Origin of the sequence: Pseudomonas monsensis (assembly GCF_014268495.2) — a bacterium.
Taxonomy (GTDB): domain Bacteria; phylum Pseudomonadota; class Gammaproteobacteria; order Pseudomonadales; family Pseudomonadaceae; genus Aquipseudomonas; species Aquipseudomonas monsensis.
Map to the genome: position 1 here is coordinate 1,577,326 of NZ_CP077087.1, position 21,090 is coordinate 1,598,415.

Annotated in this window: 24 protein-coding genes; 23 read left to right on the forward strand and 1 reads right to left on the reverse strand. The window is 60.1% G+C overall.

Annotation, left to right across the window (positions count from 1 at the left end):
• Positions 1 to 101: 101 nt before the first annotated feature.
• On the reverse strand, positions 102 to 2,684 hold the full coding sequence (gene mutS, locus HV782_RS06740) for a DNA mismatch repair protein MutS (protein WP_186745137.1): 2,583 nt from the start codon (positions 2,682 to 2,684) through the stop codon (positions 102 to 104).
• A gap of 208 nt (positions 2,685 to 2,892) precedes the next feature.
• Between mutS and HV782_RS06745 the strand changes: the two genes are divergently transcribed.
• From HV782_RS06745 to HV782_RS06855, 23 genes are all read left to right on the forward strand, one after another.
• Complete coding sequence (locus HV782_RS06745; protein ID WP_047291917.1) at positions 2,893 to 3,627, forward strand: LexA family transcriptional regulator; 735 nt, start codon at positions 2,893 to 2,895, stop codon at positions 3,625 to 3,627.
• Between the two features lie 538 nt (positions 3,628 to 4,165).
• Positions 4,166 to 4,591 carry a tail fiber assembly protein gene (locus HV782_RS06750; RefSeq protein WP_186745147.1) on the forward strand — a complete coding sequence of 142 codons (426 nt, stop codon included), beginning with the start codon at positions 4,166 to 4,168 and terminating at the stop codon, positions 4,589 to 4,591.
• A gap of 131 nt (positions 4,592 to 4,722) precedes the next feature.
• Positions 4,723 to 5,139 carry a tail fiber assembly protein gene (locus tag HV782_RS06755; protein WP_186745157.1) on the forward strand — a complete coding sequence of 139 codons (417 nt, stop codon included), beginning with the start codon at positions 4,723 to 4,725 and terminating at the stop codon, positions 5,137 to 5,139.
• Positions 5,140 to 5,289: 150 nt separating this feature from the next.
• Positions 5,290 to 5,730 carry a tail fiber assembly protein gene (locus tag HV782_RS06760; protein ID WP_225931062.1) on the forward strand — a complete coding sequence of 147 codons (441 nt, stop codon included), beginning with the start codon at positions 5,290 to 5,292 and terminating at the stop codon, positions 5,728 to 5,730.
• Positions 5,731 to 5,874: 144 nt separating this feature from the next.
• On the forward strand, positions 5,875 to 6,213 hold the full coding sequence (locus HV782_RS06765; RefSeq protein ID WP_011332709.1) for a phage holin family protein: 339 nt from the start codon (positions 5,875 to 5,877) through the stop codon (positions 6,211 to 6,213).
• 70 nt (positions 6,214 to 6,283) lie between these two features.
• Entirely contained in the window at positions 6,284 to 6,805 is a 522-nt protein-coding gene (locus HV782_RS06770; protein ID WP_186745159.1) for a hypothetical protein, read from the forward strand.
• Between the two features lies 1 nt (position 6,806).
• Positions 6,807 to 7,415 carry a phage baseplate assembly protein V gene (locus tag HV782_RS06775; protein ID WP_123465130.1) on the forward strand — a complete coding sequence of 203 codons (609 nt, stop codon included), beginning with the start codon at positions 6,807 to 6,809 and terminating at the stop codon, positions 7,413 to 7,415.
• Between the two features lie 15 nt (positions 7,416 to 7,430).
• The gene (locus tag HV782_RS06780) at positions 7,431 to 7,763 is read left to right on the forward strand and encodes a phage baseplate protein (RefSeq protein WP_123465132.1); all 333 of its coding nucleotides are present in this window, start codon (positions 7,431 to 7,433) and stop codon (positions 7,761 to 7,763) included.
• A complete protein-coding gene (locus HV782_RS06785; protein WP_128614651.1) occupies positions 7,760 to 8,755 on the forward strand; it encodes a baseplate J/gp47 family protein in 996 nt (331 codons plus the stop codon). The genes HV782_RS06780 and HV782_RS06785 overlap by 4 nt, the downstream gene beginning before the upstream one ends.
• On the forward strand, positions 8,752 to 9,387 hold the full coding sequence (locus HV782_RS06790; RefSeq protein ID WP_123465136.1) for a phage tail protein I: 636 nt from the start codon (positions 8,752 to 8,754) through the stop codon (positions 9,385 to 9,387). The genes HV782_RS06785 and HV782_RS06790 overlap by 4 nt, the downstream gene beginning before the upstream one ends.
• Positions 9,388 to 11,301, forward strand: a complete 1,914-nt coding sequence (locus HV782_RS06795) for a phage tail-collar fiber domain-containing protein (RefSeq protein ID WP_186745161.1) — start codon at positions 9,388 to 9,390, stop codon at positions 11,299 to 11,301.
• A 15-nt stretch (positions 11,302 to 11,316) separates the two neighbouring features.
• The gene (locus tag HV782_RS06800) at positions 11,317 to 11,745 is read left to right on the forward strand and encodes a phage tail assembly chaperone (protein ID WP_186745163.1); all 429 of its coding nucleotides are present in this window, start codon (positions 11,317 to 11,319) and stop codon (positions 11,743 to 11,745) included.
• Between the two features lie 102 nt (positions 11,746 to 11,847).
• Positions 11,848 to 12,033: a hypothetical protein gene (locus HV782_RS06805; protein ID WP_047291936.1), complete on the forward strand. Its 186-nt coding sequence runs from the start codon at positions 11,848 to 11,850 to the stop codon at positions 12,031 to 12,033.
• Between the two features lie 2 nt (positions 12,034 to 12,035).
• Complete coding sequence (locus HV782_RS06810) at positions 12,036 to 13,202, forward strand: phage tail sheath protein (protein ID WP_186745166.1); 1,167 nt, start codon at positions 12,036 to 12,038, stop codon at positions 13,200 to 13,202.
• Complete coding sequence (locus HV782_RS06815) at positions 13,202 to 13,708, forward strand: phage major tail tube protein (protein WP_160056265.1); 507 nt, start codon at positions 13,202 to 13,204, stop codon at positions 13,706 to 13,708. Before HV782_RS06810 ends, HV782_RS06815 begins: the two co-directional genes overlap by 1 nt.
• Before the next feature lie 151 nt (positions 13,709 to 13,859).
• Positions 13,860 to 14,441 (forward strand): phage tail assembly protein, encoded by a 582-nt coding sequence (locus HV782_RS06820; protein ID WP_128614953.1) that lies wholly within the window; start codon positions 13,860 to 13,862, stop codon positions 14,439 to 14,441.
• A gap of 128 nt (positions 14,442 to 14,569) precedes the next feature.
• Entirely contained in the window at positions 14,570 to 17,035 is a 2,466-nt protein-coding gene (locus HV782_RS06825) for a phage tail tape measure protein (protein WP_186745176.1), read from the forward strand.
• The gene (locus HV782_RS06830; RefSeq protein ID WP_186745179.1) at positions 17,032 to 17,415 is read left to right on the forward strand and encodes a phage tail protein; all 384 of its coding nucleotides are present in this window, start codon (positions 17,032 to 17,034) and stop codon (positions 17,413 to 17,415) included. Before HV782_RS06825 ends, HV782_RS06830 begins: the two co-directional genes overlap by 4 nt.
• The gene (locus HV782_RS06835) at positions 17,408 to 17,620 is read left to right on the forward strand and encodes a tail protein X (RefSeq protein ID WP_007964330.1); all 213 of its coding nucleotides are present in this window, start codon (positions 17,408 to 17,410) and stop codon (positions 17,618 to 17,620) included. The genes HV782_RS06830 and HV782_RS06835 overlap by 8 nt, the downstream gene beginning before the upstream one ends.
• A 9-nt stretch (positions 17,621 to 17,629) precedes the next feature.
• A complete protein-coding gene (locus HV782_RS06840; RefSeq protein ID WP_186745181.1) occupies positions 17,630 to 18,658 on the forward strand; it encodes a phage late control D family protein in 1,029 nt (342 codons plus the stop codon).
• 154 nt (positions 18,659 to 18,812) lie between these two features.
• On the forward strand, positions 18,813 to 19,397 hold the full coding sequence (locus HV782_RS06845; RefSeq protein ID WP_186745183.1) for a phage tail terminator protein: 585 nt from the start codon (positions 18,813 to 18,815) through the stop codon (positions 19,395 to 19,397).
• A complete protein-coding gene (locus tag HV782_RS06850; RefSeq protein WP_123465154.1) occupies positions 19,394 to 19,576 on the forward strand; it encodes a DUF2635 domain-containing protein in 183 nt (60 codons plus the stop codon). Before HV782_RS06845 ends, HV782_RS06850 begins: the two co-directional genes overlap by 4 nt.
• The gene (locus tag HV782_RS06855) at positions 19,576 to 21,072 is read left to right on the forward strand and encodes a phage tail sheath subtilisin-like domain-containing protein (RefSeq protein ID WP_186745186.1); all 1,497 of its coding nucleotides are present in this window, start codon (positions 19,576 to 19,578) and stop codon (positions 21,070 to 21,072) included. Before HV782_RS06850 ends, HV782_RS06855 begins: the two co-directional genes overlap by 1 nt.
• The last annotated feature ends 18 nt before the right edge of the window (positions 21,073 to 21,090 follow it).

Sequence of the window (21,090 nt, forward strand, 5' to 3'; positions counted from 1 at the left end):
GGAGCGATGTCTGCTGGCCAGGCTATTAGCCAGCAGCATCCCAAACCGCGCGAGATTCTAACAGCTTGAAGCCGTTTGCGTTATATCCGGTTCGCTGGTGCTTAGATCCGGTTCTTAAGTGCATATAACAATTCGAGCGCCTGCCGCGGGGTCAGGTCATCCAGATCCACTTTGGCCAACTCATCGAGCACCGGATGCGGCAGGCTGGCAAACATGTCGCTTTGCTGCGGAGCGGCCGGCTTGCCTTTGACGGCAGGCTTTGGCGCTTCGTGCGGCAATGCGGTGTCTTCCAGTCGGCTCAGGTGCTCACGGGCACGCACGATCACTTCACTCGGTACACCCGCCAGTTGCGCCACCGCCAGGCCGTAGCTCTGGCTGGCTGGCCCCGGCAACACGTGGTGCAGGAACACGATGCGCTCGTTGTGCTCGGTGGCGTTCAGGTGCACGTTGGCCACCAACGGCTCGGCTTCCGGCAACACAGTCAGTTCGAAATAGTGCGTGGCAAATAGAGTATAGGCACGCAGATGCGCCAGACGCTCGGCGGCGGCCCATGCCAGGGACAGACCATCGAAGGTGCTGGTACCGCGACCGACTTCGTCCATCAGCACCAGGCTGCGTTCGGTGGCGTTGTGCAGGATATTGGCGGTTTCGCTCATCTCGACCATGAAGGTCGAGCGGCCACCGGCGAGGTCATCGCTGGAGCCGATCCGGGTGAAGATCCGGTCCACCAGCGACAATTCGCAACTGGCCGCCGGTACGAAGCTGCCGATGTGTGCCAGCAGCACGATCAACGCGGTTTGGCGCATGTAGGTGGATTTACCACCCATGTTCGGGCCGGTGATTACCAGCATCCGCGTGTTGTCATCCAGGCTCAGGTCGTTGGCCACGAACGGCGTGGTCAGCACTTGCTCGACCACCGGGTGACGGCCCTGGGTGATGCGCATGCACGGCTCGCTGACGAAGCGCGGGCAGTTCAGGTCAAGGTTCAGCGCACGCTCGGCGAGGTTGCTCAGCACGTCCAGCTCGGCCAGAGCGCCGGCAGTGTCCTGCAGCGGTGGCAACTGGCTGATCAGGTCTTCCAGCAGGGCCTCGTAGAGCATCTTCTCGCGGGCGAGGGCACGGCTCTTGGCGGACAGCGCCTTGTCTTCGAATTCTTTCAGTTCCGGCGTGATGAAGCGCTCGGCGCCCTTGAGGGTCTGGCGACGAATGTAGTCCGCCGGAGCGGATTCTGCCTGCTTGCTCGGGAGCTCGATAAAGTAGCCGTGAATACGGTTGTAGCCGACTTTCAGGTTGGCCAGGCCGGTACGGGCCTTTTCCCGGGCTTCCAGGTCGATCAGGAACTGGCCGGCGTTCTCGCTCAGCGATTGCAGTTCGTCGAGTTCACTGTCGTAACCGGTTTTCAGCACGCCGCCGTCGCGGATCACCGCAGGCGGGTTGTCGATGATGGCTTTTTCCAGCAGCGCCGCCAGTTCCGGGTAGGTGCTGGTGGTGGTAGCCAGACCTTGCAGGTGTGGCGCTTGCAGATCGGTCATCGCCACTTGCAGTTGCGGCAACGCGCCGAGCGCATCGCGCAGACGGGCGAGGTCACGGGGACGGGCATTGCGCAGCCCGATCCGCGCGAGAATCCGCTCGATGTCGCCGATTTCCTTGAGCTGTGGTTGCAGCTTTTCGAAGCGGTAGCCGTCGAGCAGGCAAGTGATCGAAGTCTGTCGCGCCAGCAGCACGCTGAGATCGCGCAGCGGACGGTTCAGCCAGCGGGTCAGCAAGCGGCTGCCCATCGCGGTCTGGCAGCGATCGACCACCGATTGCAGGGTGTTGTCGCGGCCACCGGCAAGGTTCGTGTCCAGCTCCAGATTGCGCCGGCTCGCGCCATCGAGCACGACGGTGTCATCAAGACGTTCGTGACGCAGGCTGCGCAAGTGGGGCAGGGCGGTGCGCTGGGTTTCTTTGGCGTAGGCCAGCAGGCAACCGGCGGCGCCGATGGCCAGCGTCAGGGTTTCGCAGCCGAAGCCTTTCAGATCCTGAGTGGAGAATTGCTGGCAGAGACTTTTCAGCGCCGAATCGCGCTCGAAATCCCACGGTGCACGACGCCGTACCCCACGGCGTTTTTCCGCCGGCAGGTCTTTCGGCCAGTCATCCGGGATCAACAGCTCCACCGGATTGACCCGCTCCAGCTCCGCCAGCAGGTTCTCCCAGCCCTTGATCTCCAGCACGGTGAAGTTGCCGCTGGTGATGTCCAGCACCGCCAGACCGAACAGGCGCTCGTCACCCAGCACGGCGGCGATCAGGTTGTCGCGACGCTCATCCAGCAGCGCTTCATCGCTGACTGTGCCCGGCGTGATGATTCGCACTACCTGACGTTCCACCGGCCCTTTGCTGGTGGCCGGGTCGCCGACCTGCTCGCAGATCACCACCGACTCGCCGAGCTTGACCAGTTTCGCCAGGTAACCTTCCGCTGCGTGATAAGGAATCCCGCACATCGGAATCGCCTGTCCTGCCGACTGCCCACGGGCGGTCAGCGTGATGTCGAGCAGCTTGGCGGCCTTCTTCGCATCTTCATAGAAGATCTCGTAGAAGTCGCCCATGCGATAGAACATCAGCTGATCCGGGTGCTGGTTCTTCAGGCGCCAGTATTGCTGCATCATCGGAGTGTGGGAGGACAGGTCGGAGACGGCTTTATTCATCGGATTGTCGGGCAACTCGTTAAAAGATGTGGGGTAGAAGCGGGGCAAGGCCCAGGCTTTTCCGCGATGGGCGCAAGGTTACCATGGGCAGTCCGCTCGACGCAGGCATGACGGCTCACTGGCAGTTTTCTCAGAAAATTGAGAATTATGCACGATTTATGCAAATCAGCATTTGTCTTCGCGAAAAACTTCAAGCACTATGCGCGTTATGCAAAAACGCAACGTATCCTCCGTCTTAAGAGCACTGCTCGACCAGCACGGGATCTCCCCTACGGAGCTCCACCGTCGCACCGGCGTGCCTCAATCCACTCTCTCGCGGATTCTCAGCGGGAAGATCGTCGATCCCTCGGATAAACATATCTCGAAGATCGCCGAGTACTTCAATGTGAGCACCGATCAATTGCGCGGCCGCGCCGATGTCGCGACCGCGACCGGTGGTGCGCGTGATGACGTGCATGCGGAACTCAAGGACATAAGCCTGTGGGACGACGATACCCCTGTCGATGACGACGAGGTGTCGGTGCCCTTTCTTCGCGAGGTTGAATTGGCTGCTGGATCAGGAAGATTCGTCATCGAAGAGAGCGAACGCTCCAGCCTGCGCTTCGGCAAGCGTAGCCTGCGCCATAACGGTGTGCAGTTCGACCAGGCCAAATGCGTGACAGTCCGCGGCAACAGCATGTTGCCGGTGCTGCGTGACGGCGCCACCGTCGGTGTGAATGCCGGCAAGTGTGGCATCGGCGACATCATTGATGGCGACCTGTATGCGATCAACCACAACGGTCAGTTGCGCGTGAAGCAGCTCTACCGTCTGCCGACCGGTATCCGTCTGCGCAGCTTCAACCGTGACGAGCATCCGGACGAGGACTACAGCTTCCAGGATATGCAGGACGAGCAGATCGTCATCCTCGGTCACGTCTTCTGGTGGGGCATGTACGCCCGATAAAGCCACCGGCTCAGACAAAACCCGCCCATCGGCGGGTTTTTTTTCGCCTTCGAGAAAACCGTAGAAGCCTTGCCAGACGAGGGTTTCATGCGTCTGTGCATTTCTCGCGCATAAATAAATGCATTTACGCATTGACTGCATATGCATGAGTGCATATCCTTGCCACCAAGCCGCTCGACAAAGCGGCTGGGCAAGACAGCTCTTTAGTTCCACAAGAACAGGCAGCGATGAACCGGCCTCAACGGTTCAGAGGGTTGGCAACTGACCCGGGTGTGCAGCGTAAAGCACCAGAAGCAGTTATCCGGCGGGCAGGGACCGCGGTCGGAAAAACAATCTGAATGGACTCGTACCGCGCCAGTAGCGCCGAAAAGTCAGCTTCCTTCTTGAACACAGGATTTGAAGGAAGGCGAAGGAGCGCATTACTGAAAAGCCCGGCTTTGCTGCCGGGCTTTTTGGAATGCCTGCCTTGTTCATCAATGCCGATGAAAGGCGCGCAGAACCGCGAAACAGTTTGCTGAAGTCAATCAGGGAAAAATGAATGAATCGATATGTGTTGCTTGAATCCACCGGTGCCTTCCCTTATGTCGCACAGGTAATTGATACCGAGAGCTACTCGGCGCCCGCAGTGCCAAAAGGGTCCAATGGTTTTTGGTTGTGGGTGCCGGAAAATACAACCGTGCAACTGGGCTGGATAGCCCACAACGGCGCAACCGGAACCACGTTTAATGCGCCAACGGCTGAGGAACAAATCGCTATCGCCGTCTTCCGCACGAGAGCGCTGCTTCTTGCCGCTCTCGATTGGACCCCACGCCACGCACTGCAATACAAAGTGGACTTGGGGGTTGCCACTTCTGCCGATCAGGCCCTGCTGCTTGCTTTCAAACAGTACGTCATTGCGCTCGACGAAGTGAAAAACCAGGCGGGTTATCCGACCCAGATCATCTGGCCGATTGCTCCCTTCTAAGTGTCATCCCGTTCAAAAACGCATCGGAACGACATTACTGAAAAGCCCGGCAGATTGCCGGGCTTTTTGGACTGCCTACCTGGGCAGGATCTGAAATGCCGCAATGCCGGCAATCAAAAAGGAAGATGAACATGAAGAAGTACGCACGTGTCGTTGCTGGCAAGGTCGACAACATTTTTGAAACCGCTAACCCGATCACCGATGAGTTTCCGGCAGATCAAGTCTGGGTGGATGTCAGCGCACTGCCGAAGATCGATTACTCCTGGAACGCGGTAAACACCAACGGCGTCTGGACATTTACCGACAGCGATATGTGGGGCCAGCCGTCCTTGCTGGCTATGCAATTGCGTAACGCAAGAACCAATCGTCTCGATAAAGCCAACACCACGCTGGCGACGTCGGCCTTGGTGCAAAAGGTTGAACTGGGGCTGGCCACGCCGGCTGAGAAAGCTGCGCTACTGGAATACAAGCAGTTCTTCATTGATCTGAGCAACGTCAACAAACAGCCTGGTTATCCGCTGACGGTCAACTGGCCTGAAGTTCCATAAACAGCGCTTCTTGCACCGCAACATCACTATTTGAAATCCGCAGTGCGACGCTGAAGAGCCCGGTGCATAACCGGGCGATTCAACAGTGCCTGCGATGTTTACTCAGAGCCTCAAGCCAATCTTCGCAATGAGTGCCAGCAGGAGAAACAAATGAACCGCTATGCTTTTGTTCGCTTCAACTATTCCAAACCCTTCAACAAAGTTCTGGTGATTGTCGACGCTGTCGAGAAGCCTACGGCCATGCCAGTAGAAGCAAAGTTGTCGAATGGTTTTTGGGTGGATATCACAGCAAACCCGGCAGTCCAGGTGGGATGGAAGGGGACGACGACAAATTATGTTGATTGGGAGTTCAGTGAACCCACCTCTCAAGAAATGGAGAAAGATGTAGCGCAGGAAGCTCTGGAGCTTCTTTCTGCGGCAGGGCAGTGGTTGATGTTGAATTCCCTGCACTACAAGGTCGACCTTGGTGTTGCCACACCTGAAGAACAAGCGCTGTTGCTCGCTTACAAACAGTACTGCGTTGGTCTCAGCGACATGAACAAACAATCCGGCTATCCATCCACCGTCAACTGGCCGGTCGCTCCTTTCTGATTCGGTCATGACCGTCACACCCTCTATCGAGAGCGCATTACTGAAAAGCCCAGCCTCAGCGCCGGGCTTTTTGGAATGCCTGCCTCAAGAGAACGCGATTGATCCCAACACACAACACTCACCCAATACTTCCGGAGGCGTGACATGACAAACGAGCAACAAGCGTTGGCGGACATGCCGATCTGGCTGGTCATCCTCCTCGCCGTCGTCGGCGGGGTGTCCGGCGAAATGTGGCGCGCCGACAAGGAGGGCGCCCGTGGCTGGTCACTGCTGCGACGCCTTGCCTTGCGCTCCGGCGCCTGCATGATCTGCGGCGTCTCGGCAATCATGCTGCTGTACGCCGCCGGTCTTTCGATCTGGGCCGCCGGCGCATTCGGTTGCCTGACAGCGATGGCCGGCGCCGACGTCGCCATCGGGTTGTACGAACGCTGGGCCGCCAAGCGCATCGGCGTCTGCGAAGTTCCGCCTCGCGACCAACCTTAACTTTAGTACTTCTCCGTGCCGCCATTTTGGCGGCAGGGCTGCGCGTGGACGATTGAAAAGGAGGTCATGTATGCCCACACCGATCCAGCAGCCGTCGCAACTGTTCACAGCCATCGCGACGACACTGCGCAACACTGCCGGACTCAACCTCAACGTTGGCAATCACGATGATTTCACTGCGCCGGGCGATCAGGCCTGGGTGTTGATCAACTTCGAGCGGAATGGACCGGGAGAGCGCGCCGCGGACGGACGCATTGCTCATGTCATGACGGTGTCCCTGCACGTCATCCCGGTCCTTGCCGCCAGCGCATTTGCAGCGTGCGATTTGATCGCGGTGCTGAAAAACCTGATCACCGACAACCGCTGGAGCTTGCCCGGCGATCAATGCGATCTGCCAATGAACATTGATGGCCTGCCGTCATTGCTCATCCGCGGCGATCAGCAATACAAAGCCTGGACGCTGTCGTTCAATCAGACCCTCTACCTCGGCCCGACCTTGCTCGACGATCCGCTCGGCACGCCGAAATTCGCCCGTACCTGGGAAGTCAGCAACATCGACGACCCCGACCAATACACCGCGCTGGAGGCCTGAGATGTTCGACGGACTATTGCGCATGCAACTCGGCCCGATCATCGAGCGCCTGGCCGAGATGGAAGCGGAGATCGACGACCTGCACCGCCGCGCCGAAAGCTTCTGCCGCATCGGCATTTGCCAGACCGTCGATGCTGCGAGCAACACCTGCCAGGTCAGCCACGGTGGTTTGCTCACGCCGGCCATCAAATTCTTCAATCCGAGTGCCGGCGCCCAGAGCGAATCGCGGATTCCGAGCGTCGGCGAACAGTGTCTGTTGTTTAACTACGGCAGTGGTGAAAGCGGCGCGCAAAGTGTGGCGCTGTTCGGCCTGAACAGTGACCGGTTTCCGCCGACGGCAACGGTACCGACGCTGACGCGACGGGTGCATGTCGACGGCAGCGAAAGCGGTTACGACGACGCCAGTCACACCCTGCACTGGCAGAACGGGCCGGCGGCCTTCACTGGCTCTCGCCAGGCGCTGCAACTGAGCATCGGCCCGGCGCAACTGGCGATGACGCCGCAAGCGATCAGCCTGCAACTGGGCGCCGTCGGCCTGACCATCGACGCCTCGGGCGTGCACTTCAGCGGCCCGTTGGTCGATCACCAGGGCCGCGTCATCAGCCCCTGATTCAAGAGCCTGAACATGATCGGAATTGATAGAGACAACGGGGCCACGGTCGACGACTGGCTGCAGTTTGTGCAGCGCGCGACCCGGGCCCTGACCACGCCGCTGGGCACCCGGCAAAAAAGGCCCCTTTATGGCTCGCTGATCCCCACGCTGCTGGGGCAGAACCTCGGTGACGACGTTCTGCTTCTGGCCCAGAGCCACGCGGCTCAGGCGTTCTACAACACGCAGAACGGGATCAGCGATTTTCAGCCGCAAGTGATCGTCGCCACCCGCCAGGGCGCCGGCTTGCTGCTGCGCTTCGCCGGCACCTGGAAAAACCGTCAACAAACCTTCGAGGTCGTGACATGAGTATGTTGATCCCCGGCCAGAACCAGTTGGCCGAACCCGCGCTGATCACTGTCGAAGCGTTCGAAGAACTGCTCGCCGAGTTCAAGACCTTCGTCGTCGAATACGTCGGTGCGCGTTCGCCCGAGAGTGCCGCAAAGCTCAAGACCAGCCTGGAAAACGAGAGCGAATTGCTGACGATGGCGCTCGAAGCCTTCTGCGTTCGGCTGCAAACCCACGAACGCAAATACAACGCCCGCATCAAGCAGATGCTGGCGTGGTGGGCGACCGGCAGCAACCTCGATGCGCGGTTGGCGGACATGGGCCTGGAGCGGCAGTTGCTCGACCCGGGCGACCCGACAGCGTTCCCGCCGGTGCCCGCGATTTACGAAAGCGATGACGATGCACGCCTGCGTTATTACCTGGCGCCGCATGCCCCGGCGGCGGGTTCACGGATGCAGTATCGCCGTGAGGTATTCACCCTCGGCGAACGGCCGTCGGTGAAGGTCGAATCCACTGATGCGGGAGTGGTCAACGTCACTTACACCTTCAACCCCGACGGCCTCGCTGCACAGGTCAAGGATGGTAATGGTCGTCGTACCGCGCCGGGGGAAGTGCAGGTCACCGTGTTGTCGCGAGACGGCGATGGCACGCCTTCCGCGGCGTTGCTGGAAGGCGTGCGTCAACACTTCGCCCGGCCGGATGTACGACCGGAAACCGACCTCGTCACCGTGAAGGCTGCCGACATTCAGCGCTACAAGATCCGCGTCGTCGCCAAGATCAATTCGGGACCGGATTCAGGCCTGACCAAAGTCGCCGCGCAGCAGCAGTTGCAGGCCTACGCCGACAGTTGCCATCGCCTCGAAGGGCGGGTCGATCCGAGCTGGATCGACTACACGCTGCACAGCGCCGGCGCCGTGCAACTGCAGATTCTCGAACCGCTGGCGCCGGTCGTGACCACTGCGTTTCAGGCGCCTTACTGCACGGCGGTCGAGGTCGAGGTGCTGACGCTATGAGTGAGCCAACGCATCGCCGGACGCTGCTGCCGGCCAACAGCTCGGCACTCGAACGGGGGTTGGATCTGGGCTTCGGCACACTGCTTGATCGCATCGCGCCGCCGTTCCCTGAACTGATGAATCCAAGCGAAACGCCAGTGGCGTTCCTGCCGTATCTGGCGGCGGATCGCGGCGTCGCCGAATGGAGCACCCGCGCACCGGAAGCGGAAAAACGCCTGACCGTCGAACTGGCCTGGCCCACCGCGCGCCAAGCCGGCACTCGCAAGGCGCTGGAAAACGCGGCGAAGGGTTTACAACTGCGCCCCGAAGTCCGCGCCTGGTACGAACAATCGCCGCCCGGCGTGCCTTACAGCTTCACCGTGCGCGCCTTCAGCGAGCAACCCTACAGCGCAGAAATCGACGCTCGTCTCGACCGCCGCCTGGCGGATGCCAAGAGCGAGCGGGACATTCTTTCGGTAACCGTTGGCTTGAGCGCGTTCGGCAGCCATTCCATCGCAGCTGCGACTTTCTGCGGCGAACTGACCACGGTTTATCCGGTGTTCATCGAAGGGCTTGAAACCTCTGGCGAGGCGTTCATGGCCGCTGCGTTGTACACCGTCGAAACATCCACAATTTATCCTCAGGGGGCCTGAATGGCTGACTATTACACCCTGCTCACCAATGCAGGGATTGCCTACGAAACGGCGTGCAAGGCCGCGGGCACACCGATCAAGCTGACGCAGATGTCCGTCGGCGACGGCGGCGGCGCGGTCTACAACCCGGCCGCGACCGCCACCGCGCTGAAACGCGAAGTCTGGCGCGGGCCACTCAACGCACTGTTCCAGGACGAGAAGAATCCGAGCTGGCTGCTCGCTGAAGTGACCATTCCGCCGGATGTTGGCGGCTGGTATGTACGGGAAGCAGGGCTGTGGACTGACACCGGCGTTCTTTACGCCATCGTCAAATATCCGGAGTCGTTCAAACCGGTGTTGGCCACGTCCGGTTCGGGTAAAGAGTTCTACATTCGCTCGATTTTCGAGACCAGCAATGCGTCGCTGGTGACGTTGCTGATCGACGACACCGTGGTAAAGGCCACTCGTGCCTGGGTCATGAGTTACCTCGCCGAAGAACTCGGCAAACTCGATGGCAAGCAATCGGTGCGCGTCGCGGCTTCTACCAACATCGTGTTGAACGGTGCGCAGCAGATCGACGGCGTGGCCGTGATTGCTGGCGACCGCGTGTTGCTGACGAACCAGACCCTGGCCAAGGATAACGGCCTGTGGATCGTCGCCAACGGCGACTGGGTGCGGGCGACCGATGCCAACAGCAGCGCCAAGGTCACGCCTGGTCTGACGGTCATGGTGGAGGAGGGCACGGCGAACGGTGATTCGCTGTGGCACCTGACGACCAATGCGCCGATCACCCTCGGCACGACTGTGCTGACGTTCAAGATGCTCGCGGGGCGAACCGGGATTGCGGCCGGGACTTACAAGAGTCTGACGGTTGATGAATATGGCCGGGCGACTGCCGGGGCCAATCCTGAAACGTTGGCCGGGTTCGGAATCAAGGATTCCTACACCAAGGCCGAAGTTGAAGCGCTGATCGCCAAGGCCTCGGCGTTGCCGGTGGGCTCGATTGTTGCCTTCCCGGTTGATTCGCCGCCGCCGGGTTTTCTGGAGCTGGATAGCAGCGTCAAGAGCAGCGCGACTTACCCGGACTTGAGCGCTTATCTGGGTGGCAAGTTCAACAAGGGTGATGAGGGCGTCGGGAATTTTCGGCTGCCTGAGGCGCGTGGGGAGTTCTTGCGTGGTTGGGATCATGGGCGCGGCGCGGACTCGGGTCGCCAAGTCGGCAGCTTTCAACCTGATGAATACAAGAGTCACAGTCATAGGTATTTTGACAGCGTTGCTGCAAATCTTGACCCATTTGGTGGGACCGCCACTGGCATTGTGAACGGGGTCGTCACGCCTCCTGCTGGGGGCGGATTTCTGGCAACTTCCGGACCTGATTCCAACAACCTGACATCCCCCACCACAACCGTAAACTCGGGGGGAAATGAAACCCGCCCCCGCAACATCGCCGTCATGTGGTGCATCAAAGCCTGGAACGCCCCGGTCAATCAGGGAAGCATCGATATCGGTGCGTTGACCGTTCTCGCACAACAAGCTTCGGAACCGAATCAAGGCACTGCAAAAATAGCCACCCAGGCGCAGACAGATGCGGGTAACGATGATCAAACCATCGTTACTCCGAAGAAGCTTCGCTGGGGTTTTTCCGCCCTCAAGGCCGCGAATGGATATCTAATGCTGCCAAGCTGGCTGGGCGGCTTTGTCATTCAATGGGGGACCATCGGTAGCATTGCCGCCGGTGCCCAAATGAGCGTCACCTATCCGATTGCTTTTCCAAATAATCCGTTCATGACGTTGATAGGCAACAGCTCTTCGATGAGCTCGACTGGAGTCACTTCAACCCTGTGCGTCATGTATGGCGGAGCGACAAAATTCACGGTTTCAGTCCTTGGTAACAGTGGTCAACCGAATGGACCGTGGATTTCGATAGGCTGGTAATCAGGAGATCAATTTATGTCACTTTTTTACGCTGCCTCTACAGGTGGTTTTTACGATGACGCTGTACACAGCGTGATGCCGGATGATGTAGTAAAAATCACTGCGCAAATGCGCTCGGACCTGTTGCTGGGCGAGACCCGGTCATTAGTAATCGTTGCGGACGCAGACGGCAACCCGGTGCTTGAGGCACCCGAGATTGATCTTGAGTCCCAAGCCCACCGAGAACGCATGTGGCGTGATGGCGAAATTGAAGACGTGAAGTGGCTGCGTGAGCGACATCGCGATGAACTCGAAATGTCCAGCGATACAACACTGACCAACGAGCAATATCAGGCGTTGCTGACTTATCTGAAGGACTTGCGTGATTGGCCACAGTCAGAACAGTTTCCGAATGAGCAGGCCCGTCCAGAACAACCTGATTGGATCGCTTTGCAAGTACGTTGAACGCCCCGAATCCCGGGGCGTTTTCTTATCCGCTTAATACAACTCAACACCCGCCAAAGCCCCTCCCCACGAGGGGCTTTCCCGTTTATGGAGAAACGAAAAATGGCAACCCGCCAAACCTACACCGTGCTTGTCCCATTCCCCACCGGCGGTGGGCACTGGTCGAGCGTCGGTCAAGACCTTGATCTGCTCGACGTCGAGGCCAGTGCCTTGCACAGCGCCGGTCGACTGGAACTGAAAACCCCCACCACCCAGGCCAAAAAGGCCGCTGCCAAGAAGGCTGACTAACTATGGCTGAGGTTCTGAACTTCGAGCACAACGGCATTACCGTCAATGCCACCGAATCCCCCGAGGCCATGGGTGGCCTGGGTGACAACGTCATCGGTCTGGTCGGCACCGCGCCGAAAGCCGATCCGCTGATTCCGCGTAACGCTCCGTTCCGCATCAACAGCTTCACCACCCATGCGCTGCTCGATCCGACCGGTTCGGAAGAGGGCACCCTGTACCACGCGGTTTACCAGATCCTCAAAGTGGTCAAGGTGCCGGTGTACGTGGTGATTGTCGAAGCGGGCGCGACCCCGGCTGACACCGTTAACGCGGTGATCGGCGGCGTCGATCCAGCCACCGGCCGCAAGCTCGGTCTGGCCGCGCTGGGCAGTGTCCCGGAAGACCTGACCATCATCGGCGCGCCGGGCTTCACCGGCACCAAAGCGGTGGCCAGCGAGTTCGCCTCGTTCGGCAAGCGCATCAAGGCCCGTGTGGTGCTGGATGGCAAGGATGCCTCGGTCGCCGATCAAGTGACCTACAGCCAGGAACTGGGCGGTGCGGATCTCGGTTTCGACCGTTGCCTGGTGGTGCACAACATGCCGGCCGTGTACTCGAAAGCAGCGAAGAAAAATGTCTTCCTCGCACCATCCAGCCTGGCGATTGCCGCGCTGGCCAAGGTCAAGCAGTGGGAGAGCCCGGGCAACCAGGTGACCTACGCCGAAGACGTGTCGCGGGTCGTTGAATACAACATCCTCGACACCTCCACCGAAGGCGATCTGCTCAACCGCTACGGCGTCAGCTACTACGCCCGCACCGTGCTTGGCGGCTTCTCGCTGCTGGGTAACCGCTCGATCACCGGCAAGTTCATCAGCTACGTCGGCCTCGAAGATGCGATCAGCCGCAAGCTGGTCAAGGCCGGCCAGAAAGCCATGGCCAAGAACCTGACCAAGTCCTTCATGGATCAAGAGGTCAAGCGCATCAACGACTGGCTGCAAACCCTGGTCGCCGACGAAACCATTCCTGGCGGCCGCGTCTATCTGCACCCGGAACTCAACAGCGTCGAGAAGTACAAGAACGGCACCTGGTACGTGGTCATCGACTACGGCCGTTACGCGCCGAACGAACACATGGTTTATCAACTCAACGCCCGCGATGAAATCATCGAGCAGTTCCTGGAGGACGTTCTCTAATGTTTACCAACCGCGTAAGACAGGCCATCGCGGCCACCCTGCAAGGCCTGCCGCTGTCGGCGACCGTGGAGGAATTCACCCCGCCGAAAATCGACTTCGACATGGAGAGCATGACGGGCGGGCGCTTCATCGTTGAGGAAATGGCCAAGAGCGCCAAGCCACTGAATGCTCAGATCAAGCTGCAGGGCACGGGCGCCGAAGTGTTGCTCGCCATGGGTGTGAAATTGGGCGACGACATTCTGCTGAACGTGCGTGAAGCCGGTCAGGATCAGGACGGCAACACCTGGTTCACCTATCACACCATCGGCGGCAAGCTCAAAACCATGGGTGAGGACGCCATCAAAATGGGTGGCAAAGCCCTGACGACGCTGGACTTCTCCTGCCGTACCTACAACCGCCTGGAAAACGGCATCCCGGTGATCGACATCGACGTGCGCACCCAGAAGTTCGTGCTCAACGGCGTCGACATCCTCGGTGATGCCCGTCGTGCGGTGCTGATGCCGTAAGCCACGGCTGAAGGCAATCACCAAACCCTGTGGGAGCGAGCTTGCTCGCGAAGGCGTCAAGTCAGTCGACAGCAATGTTGCATGCCACTCCGCTTTCGCGAGCAAGCTCGCTCCCACAGTGGATCTTTACGAATCACCAAGGAATTCATACATGTCGTGGATGCCACCCCAGCATGACCTGCTGTCGCCGATCACCGGCGATGACGGCGCGCAGATCGAGCAGATCCAGCTCAAGCCACTGTTCTACGCCGCACAAAAAGAAGCACTGGAACGCGCCGGCGATGATGAAGACGATCAGTTCTTCGAACTGGCGCTGCTCGCCACTGGCCTGTCGGTCAAGGAACTCGATCAGCTCAAACGCCCGGATTACGTGAGCATTGCCCAGTACGTGCACGAGATGTCGACTCGTCCGGCGTCGTACTTTCTGGAGCAGGTCGAGGACGCGGAAAAGTCCGCCGATCCTGACCAGGTGCAACTGCTGCAACCGCTTGCCGTGACCGGCCGCACCGTGACCTCGCTGTCGCTGGAAATGCCCGCGCTGCGCGCCACCAAAGTGATGAAAAAACTGAAAACGGCCAAGGAACGCGCCGAGTTCATCACCGCCCACTGCACCGGTCTGATGATCCCCGATCTGGCCCACTTGAGCGTCCCTGACTGGACGCAATTGCAGGTGCGCATCGACGATTTTTTAAACCAGCCGGCGGCCTACTTTCGGAACGCGACATCGAAGTAATCCTCGATATCGTCCCGCTCATTTACCCGGTAAGTGAAGCGGAGATTCTGGAATGGGACGCCGAAAAGGCGTTGCGCCGCTACGACATAGCGATCACTCGCCTTGGCGTGAAACAGGAGTAGAGCGGCATGGCAAACACATCGTTTTCGCTGATGTACGCCGCGCAAACGGGCGGCGCGGGTTCCGGGTTGTCGGCAGGGGGATCGGCCACAGACAGCCTGATCAAACCACTGTCCGAACTGAAAGAGGCGCTGCTCACGGCCAGCCTGGACATCCGCAGTCTGGTGCGTGAACAGATCAAACTCGGCGCCGTTGTCCGGGGGCTGAACACGGCCCTGGCATCGTTCAAGGTGCCAATGGTAACTGCCGCGCCGGCGGCTGGCGGCGAGAGCAAGTCAAAGCTCAAGGCTGAGATTGAACAACGCTCGCCTCCGGCCTACCTGCAATCGGCCATGGCCCTGGAAACCGCCATGGCCCAGATCAAGCAGGTTCAAGGCCTGACTGGCGACCTCGACACAATGTCGAAAGCCAACCTCAAACTGGCCACCGACAAACGAGTTGCCGGCAGTGGGGCGACGGTCGTGGATCTGGTGCAGGTCGAAGTCGCGGCTGGCCGATCCGGGATTGGCGCGGGTCTCAAGGGCACCGACAAGGAACAGGTGCTGCTGGACTTTGCCCAGGATGCAGCGGTCAATGCGGCGGCATTCGGCATCAGCCTGAAGTCGGCCGGTGAAATGCTGTCGGCCTGGCAAGTGTCGATGAAACTGGATCGCACTCAAGGTCAGCAGCTGGCCGATGCGACTCAGCATCTGGGCAACAGCGGACTGAATGCGACGGCTGCCGACATCGGCTCGGTCGTGCAGCAAACCGGCGAGTCGGCCGTTGCAGTGGGGATCCTGCCCGAGCAGTTGGCGGCGCTGTCAGCCGCGTTGCTCAACGCTGATGTCGACAAGGCCGGTGCCGGCGCGACGGTGAAAAGTATCAGCGCAGCCCTGGGCAAAGGTACCCAAGGCTCGGCGGCCGAGCAGTCGGCGTGGAAGGCGTTGGGCCTTGATCCCGGCAAGTTGACCGAAAACGTACCGGACAACCTTGTCAAAGCGTTGGTGGCATTGAAGCAACAACCGGCACAGCAGCAAGCAGCACTGATCAAGACACTTTTCAGTGGCGACGACGGTGTACGCAAACTGCTGGCGAAACCCGAAGACCTGCAAAAAGCGTTTTCGCTGGTCGCGCCGGCCACACTGGAAGGAACGTCGACGCTTGTGTCCTCGCAAGCGACCCGGAGCAGCCTCGTATCGCCATTCAAGGGTGAGGGGGGCGTGCTCCAGTGGATGGGCAAACCCGGCGAGGCACAGACGCCGCTTTCATTGCTCAAGCCCAATGATCCACTGACACCGGCTTACAGCGGCGCGATTGAACGCAGCGCCGAGCCTGCGGGCAAAGATCCTCAGCGAAGCTGGAATGCGTTCGATGCCAGTCTCAATCGTCTGATCACGGCGTTAGCGCCGGATGCGACCGGCACGCTGGACTCGCTGACGAATATGACTAATGGCGTGGCCGATATGGCTGAAGCCCATCCCAAGACCTCGACGGCGTTGGCCCTTGCGGGCGTTGGACTGTCGGCCATCGTGGTGGCGGTGATGGCCAAGGCATTCGGCAACTTCACCGACAAACTGCTCAAGGGTGTCGCTTCAAAATTGCCGCTCGGTCTTGGCGGTTTGATTGCCGATATTGAAGACCCGAAAGCCAAGAAAACGTCTGCCGGAAATGGCGCGGGCCATGACTGCTGCTGCAAACCGCTGGGCGGCGGGACGGGTGACAGACTCAAGCCTCGCCGGTCAAGCATCAAGCCTCGAGTCCGACGTGAACAAACCGGTCAAGGTGCGAAAAGCCCCCGTACGGTGACCCCTCGGCCACCACGGATCAGTGCACCATTGGCACCACCCGTTCTGCCCCGCATGTCCGGCACGTACTGGCCGGGAACCATGACGGCATTTGCAGGCTCATCAGCCGTCAGTCCTGCACCGGCCGCTTCACTGTCCGGTTCTTACGCCAGGGCAGGCAGACTGCTTGCCAAACGGGCACCGCCGCTGCGGTTGCTCAGTGCCGGATATGAAATGGTCACCGGCGTCATGAAGGGCGATAAGCGTGCCGTCGTGTCGTCCGGTGCCTCGTTGGCAGGGTCTTCTGCTGGGGCCGCCGTCGGTGCAGCACTTGGCACGTTGATTTTGCCCGGTGTGGGCACGGCAATTGGCGGGTGGCTCGGAAGCATGGCGGGGGGCGCGATCGGTGATTCCCTGGGCGACAAGCTAGGGACACAAGTCGATCGTCTCGGCTCACCTGCACAGGTCAGCAAAGACCTTATCGCGACCTCGGCGATTTCCACGATCCCCGGGGCATCTGCCACCACAGCCGCCAGCCAGCCGGTCACGTTCAACTCAACCATTAACATCAATGGTCAGGACCAGACCAGCGCCCAGGCACTGGCCAATCTGGTGGTGCAAACAACCATGGGGCAATTGGGCCAGATCATGCCGATCAATCCCCTCGCCACTCGACGTGACGCAGCCCTGACCGATGGAGTCGCCACATGAAACAACAAATGGCCTTGGGCAGTTTCATCTTTGGCCTGTCACGCGGCTTTGCCTACAGCAGTTTTCTGCGCAAGTCCGACGGCGGCTGGACGGAACTGCAGATTCTCACCAGCAAACCCAAGTCCCATCAAATTGGCCAGAAACCCGAAACCCTGACCATCACCGGTAAATCAATGTACGCGGTGGCCATGGATCGGCTGGATGAGCTGCGGGCGCTGCAAGCCCTTCGAGTGCCGCTACCGCTGATTGATGGCATCGGCCGTAATTGGGGCCTGTGGCGAATCACCATGGTTCAGGAAACCCAGACCTGCGTCATCGATGATGGTACGGCGATGGTGGTCGACTGGACCCTTGAACTGGCGGAGTTCAACAATGCGTAAGGTACGAAGCATGGCCGGTGATTCGGTGAATCTGTTGCTGTACCGCGAAACCGGTCGCAGCGATGACAGCGCCGAAGAAGCCCTGTGGAAACTCAACCCGACCCTGGCCGAACGTGGTCCGATTCTCCCGGCAGGTGTATGGGTGACGCTGCCGGAACTCGACAGCAAACCCGCTGCGATCAAACCGGTTCTGGCCTGGGACTAAGGAGGTTGCATGACACAGGGATTTACCCCGGCGATCGAAATCTACGGGGCCAACAAGGACCTGCTGAACCAGCGTCTGATCAGTTGGGAGCACGTTGATGCTGCCGGGATGGAGTCCGATCAACTGACACTGGTGATCGACCTGGAAGGCCTCGAAGGCTTGCCGACCCTGGGCGGAACCATCGGCCTGCGGGTGGGTTATCTGGAGTCCGGGCTGGTCGAAAAGGGCCAGTTCAAGGTGACTAGACTGACACCAACGCTGTTCCCGCTGCGCCTGACGCTGGTCGCTACGGCCGCGCCATTCAGCGGCAAGGACGAAACCGGATTCAAGGAACGGCGTACGGCCAGTCATGGCCCCACCACCCTTGGCGCACTGTTTCGCGAACTGGTCTCGCGGCACGGTTTTTCGCCGCGCGTCGATCCTGAACTGGCGCTGATCCGGATTGCTCATGTCGACCAGTCGAACGAGACCGACATGAGCTTTATCACGCGACTGGCAAAGAAGTATGACGCGGTGGCCAAACCGTTCAACAACCTCTACGTGCTGGCGAAACCGGCGCAGCTGAAAAACCTCTCGGGCCAGGTGATACCGGACGTCAGGCTGTCGGTGACCAGCAACAATCGACCGGGTGATCACGCCTTTATCAGCGCCACACTGGAAGAGACTGCCCGCACCCAGAATCAGGGTTGCAAGACCAGCTTCTGGGACGGTGCTCTTGGCAAGCTGCAGGAGGTGATCACCGGTTCCGCACCCTACAAGGTCATTCGCCAGAAACAGGCGAGTGAAGAAGAAGCCAAAGCCATCGGCGAAGCCGAAGTGCGCAAGATGCTGCGCGAAAAATACACGCTGAAGGTCACCTGCCCGGGCGATCCGCTGCTGGCCGCCGAAGGCCTGTTGGTGCTCGATGACACCTGGCCGGACTTCATGCGCGGTCGCTGGTCGATCAAAAAGGTCACCGCCAGCGGCAAGCGCGAGGAAAGCTATCGCTGCGTGATTGATGCCAGCTGTCTCGATCCCAAGGCTGAAGCCAAGGACTGACCACACATAGCCCTGTGGGAGCGAGCTTGCTCGCGAATGCAATCTGACATTCAAAGAGTCATCGACTGAAACACCGCTTTCGCGAGCAAGCTCGCTCTCACAGGTTTTTGCAGTGTTCTGCAGACCGCATTTCACTCAACTCTGGAACACCACCATGAAGATCACCCCGATCCTCACGCAGCTGCGTGCGCAATGCCCTGGCCTTGCCAGCCACATTGCCGTTGGTGTCGATCTGGCCTCGCTGCAAGGCAACGCCGATCTGCCAACACCTTCGGCCCACGTGCTGCCAATCGCCGATGTGGCCAGCAACAGCACCGCGCAAAACCTCATCGCCCAACCAATCCGCGACCGCTTCGAAATCGTCCTCGCGCTTGACGCAACCGACGCTACAAAAGCGCTGGATCTGTTGCATGACCTGCGCGCCGAGCTGTGGCGCGCACTGGTCGGGTTCAAGCCGGGCGACGGTTACGGCGCCATCGTCTATGACGGCGGCGAAATGGTCTCGATCAACAGCAGTCGCGGGTTCTACCGGCTGCGCTTTTTTGCCGAGTTCCAGCTCGGCCGCAATCTGCCGAGTCAGCCTGCGGAGAGTTGGCACGAACGCGAACTGGACGGTTTGTCGTCCTTTACCGGGGCCACGGTTCGGGTCGATGCGATCGACCCGGCCGACCCCAACCTGAAACGCCCGGGCCCCGATGGGCGCGTGGAACTGACTTTCTCTGGAGACGTAACCCCATGAGCAAACGCATCACTGTGCTGCCGGTCATTGGCCGTGCCGTACCTGACCCGGAGGCGGGCGATCTGCTCCCGCTCGAAGGCCGTGAAGTGCTGGACAGCGCCTGGTGGCGCCGGCGTCTGGCCGACGGCGACATCACACTCAAAACCGCAAAAGCGGCTAAACCACAGGGAGCCAAATAATGGCGATCGGATTCAGCAACATCCCCGCGGACATTCGTGTACCGCTGTTCTACGCCGAGATGGACAACTCGGCCGCCAATACCGCGAGTTCGAGCATGCGTCGTTTGATCGTGGCTCAGGTCAACGACAATATTGCGCCGGCCGATGCTGGCAAACTGGTGCTGGTTTCCAGCGTGGCGCTGGCCAAAAGCATCGGTGGACAGGGCTCGATGCTCGCCTCGATGTACGAGACCTTCCGCAAGTCCGATCCGGTCGGTGAAATCTGGTGCCTGCCGCTGCACAACAGCGAAGGCAGCATCGCCAAAGGCGTACTGACCCTGACCGGTGCCGCTACGCAGGCGGGGGTGCTCAATCTGTACGTCGGCGGCGTGCGCGTTCAGAGTAGCGTCGTCACCGGCGCGACTGCCGCACAGGCCGCCACCGCGCTGGCGCTCAAAGTCAATGCCACGGCGGATTTGCCAGTGAGTGCCGTGGCCGCCGAAGGCGTGGTGACCCTGAGCGCCAAATGGACCGGCGATAGCGGTAACGACATCAGCCTGCAATTCAACCGTCTGGGCAAGAGCAACGGCGAAGAAACGCCGGCGGGTCTGGTCACGGCCATTACCCCGATGACCGGTGGCGTTGGCGTGCCGGATCAAATCGCTGCTGTGGCAGCACTGGGCGACGAGCCGTTCGAGTTCATCGCACTGCCGTGGTCCGATCTGTCGACCCTCAACACCTGGCAAGCGGTCATGGATGACAGCACCGGTCGCTGGTCCTGGGCCAAGCAACTGTTCGGTCACGTCTACAGTGCCAAGCGCGGCACTGTGGGGACCCTGGTCGCTGCAGGCCAGGCACGCAACGATCAGCACATGACCATTCAGGCGCTGGAGCCGGGCGTGCCGCAACCGGTCTGGGTACAGGCCGCTGCACTGGCTGCCCGCACCGCGGTGTTCATCTCCGCCGATGCCAGCCGCCCGACCCAAAGCGGCAGCCTGCCGGGCGTTGATCCGGCGCCGGCCAGCGAGCGTTTCACCCTGACCGAGCGTCAGTCGCTGCTCAACTACGGCATCGCCACGGCCTACTACGAAGGCGGTTACGTGCGCATCCAGCGTTCGATTACCACCTACCAGAAAAATGCTTACGGCCAGGCCGACAACTCCTATCTGGACAGCGAAACCATGCACCAGTCGGCGTTCATCGTGCGTCGTCTGCAGAGCGTGATCACCAGCAAATACGGTCGCCACAAACTGGCTTCCGACGGCACCCGTTTCGGCGCCGGCCAGCCGATCGTCACTCCGGCGACCATTCGCGGCGAGCTGATCGCCCAGTACGCCAAGCTGGAACTGGAAGGCCACGTGGAGAACGCTGAGCTGTTCGCCGAGCACCTGATCGTCGAGCGCGACGTGCAGGATCCGAGCCGCGTGAACGTGCTGTTCCCACCGGACTACATCAACGGTCTGCGCGTGTTCGCACTGCTCAACCAATTCCGTCTGCAGTACGACGCCGCCGCTTAAAAACAGCGTCTGAACGTG

What these genes read in the sequence shown, in the direction of transcription:
- mutS (WP_186745137.1), bottom strand. Translation starts at nt 2,684, where the DNA reads ATGAATAAAGCCGTCTCCGACCTGTCCTCCCACACTCCGATGATGCAG.
- HV782_RS06745 (WP_047291917.1), top strand. Translation starts at nt 2,893, where the DNA reads ATGCAAAAACGCAACGTATCCTCCGTCTTAAGAGCACTGCTCGACCAG.
- HV782_RS06750 (WP_186745147.1), top strand. Translation starts at nt 4,166, where the DNA reads ATGAATCGATATGTGTTGCTTGAATCCACCGGTGCCTTCCCTTATGTC.
- HV782_RS06755 (WP_186745157.1), top strand. Translation starts at nt 4,723, where the DNA reads ATGAAGAAGTACGCACGTGTCGTTGCTGGCAAGGTCGACAACATTTTT.
- HV782_RS06760 (WP_225931062.1), top strand. Translation starts at nt 5,290, where the DNA reads ATGAACCGCTATGCTTTTGTTCGCTTCAACTATTCCAAACCCTTCAAC.
- HV782_RS06765 (WP_011332709.1), top strand. Translation starts at nt 5,875, where the DNA reads ATGACAAACGAGCAACAAGCGTTGGCGGACATGCCGATCTGGCTGGTC.
- HV782_RS06770 (WP_186745159.1), top strand. Translation starts at nt 6,284, where the DNA reads ATGCCCACACCGATCCAGCAGCCGTCGCAACTGTTCACAGCCATCGCG.
- HV782_RS06775 (WP_123465130.1), top strand. Translation starts at nt 6,807, where the DNA reads ATGTTCGACGGACTATTGCGCATGCAACTCGGCCCGATCATCGAGCGC.
- HV782_RS06780 (WP_123465132.1), top strand. Translation starts at nt 7,431, where the DNA reads ATGATCGGAATTGATAGAGACAACGGGGCCACGGTCGACGACTGGCTG.
- HV782_RS06785 (WP_128614651.1), top strand. Translation starts at nt 7,760, where the DNA reads ATGAGTATGTTGATCCCCGGCCAGAACCAGTTGGCCGAACCCGCGCTG.
- HV782_RS06790 (WP_123465136.1), top strand. Translation starts at nt 8,752, where the DNA reads ATGAGTGAGCCAACGCATCGCCGGACGCTGCTGCCGGCCAACAGCTCG.
- HV782_RS06795 (WP_186745161.1), top strand. Translation starts at nt 9,388, where the DNA reads ATGGCTGACTATTACACCCTGCTCACCAATGCAGGGATTGCCTACGAA.
- HV782_RS06800 (WP_186745163.1), top strand. Translation starts at nt 11,317, where the DNA reads ATGTCACTTTTTTACGCTGCCTCTACAGGTGGTTTTTACGATGACGCT.
- HV782_RS06805 (WP_047291936.1), top strand. Translation starts at nt 11,848, where the DNA reads ATGGCAACCCGCCAAACCTACACCGTGCTTGTCCCATTCCCCACCGGC.
- HV782_RS06810 (WP_186745166.1), top strand. Translation starts at nt 12,036, where the DNA reads ATGGCTGAGGTTCTGAACTTCGAGCACAACGGCATTACCGTCAATGCC.
- HV782_RS06815 (WP_160056265.1), top strand. Translation starts at nt 13,202, where the DNA reads ATGTTTACCAACCGCGTAAGACAGGCCATCGCGGCCACCCTGCAAGGC.
- HV782_RS06820 (WP_128614953.1), top strand. Translation starts at nt 13,860, where the DNA reads ATGTCGTGGATGCCACCCCAGCATGACCTGCTGTCGCCGATCACCGGC.
- HV782_RS06825 (WP_186745176.1), top strand. Translation starts at nt 14,570, where the DNA reads ATGGCAAACACATCGTTTTCGCTGATGTACGCCGCGCAAACGGGCGGC.
- HV782_RS06830 (WP_186745179.1), top strand. Translation starts at nt 17,032, where the DNA reads ATGAAACAACAAATGGCCTTGGGCAGTTTCATCTTTGGCCTGTCACGC.
- HV782_RS06835 (WP_007964330.1), top strand. Translation starts at nt 17,408, where the DNA reads ATGCGTAAGGTACGAAGCATGGCCGGTGATTCGGTGAATCTGTTGCTG.
- HV782_RS06840 (WP_186745181.1), top strand. Translation starts at nt 17,630, where the DNA reads ATGACACAGGGATTTACCCCGGCGATCGAAATCTACGGGGCCAACAAG.
- HV782_RS06845 (WP_186745183.1), top strand. Translation starts at nt 18,813, where the DNA reads ATGAAGATCACCCCGATCCTCACGCAGCTGCGTGCGCAATGCCCTGGC.
- HV782_RS06850 (WP_123465154.1), top strand. Translation starts at nt 19,394, where the DNA reads ATGAGCAAACGCATCACTGTGCTGCCGGTCATTGGCCGTGCCGTACCT.
- HV782_RS06855 (WP_186745186.1), top strand. Translation starts at nt 19,576, where the DNA reads ATGGCGATCGGATTCAGCAACATCCCCGCGGACATTCGTGTACCGCTG.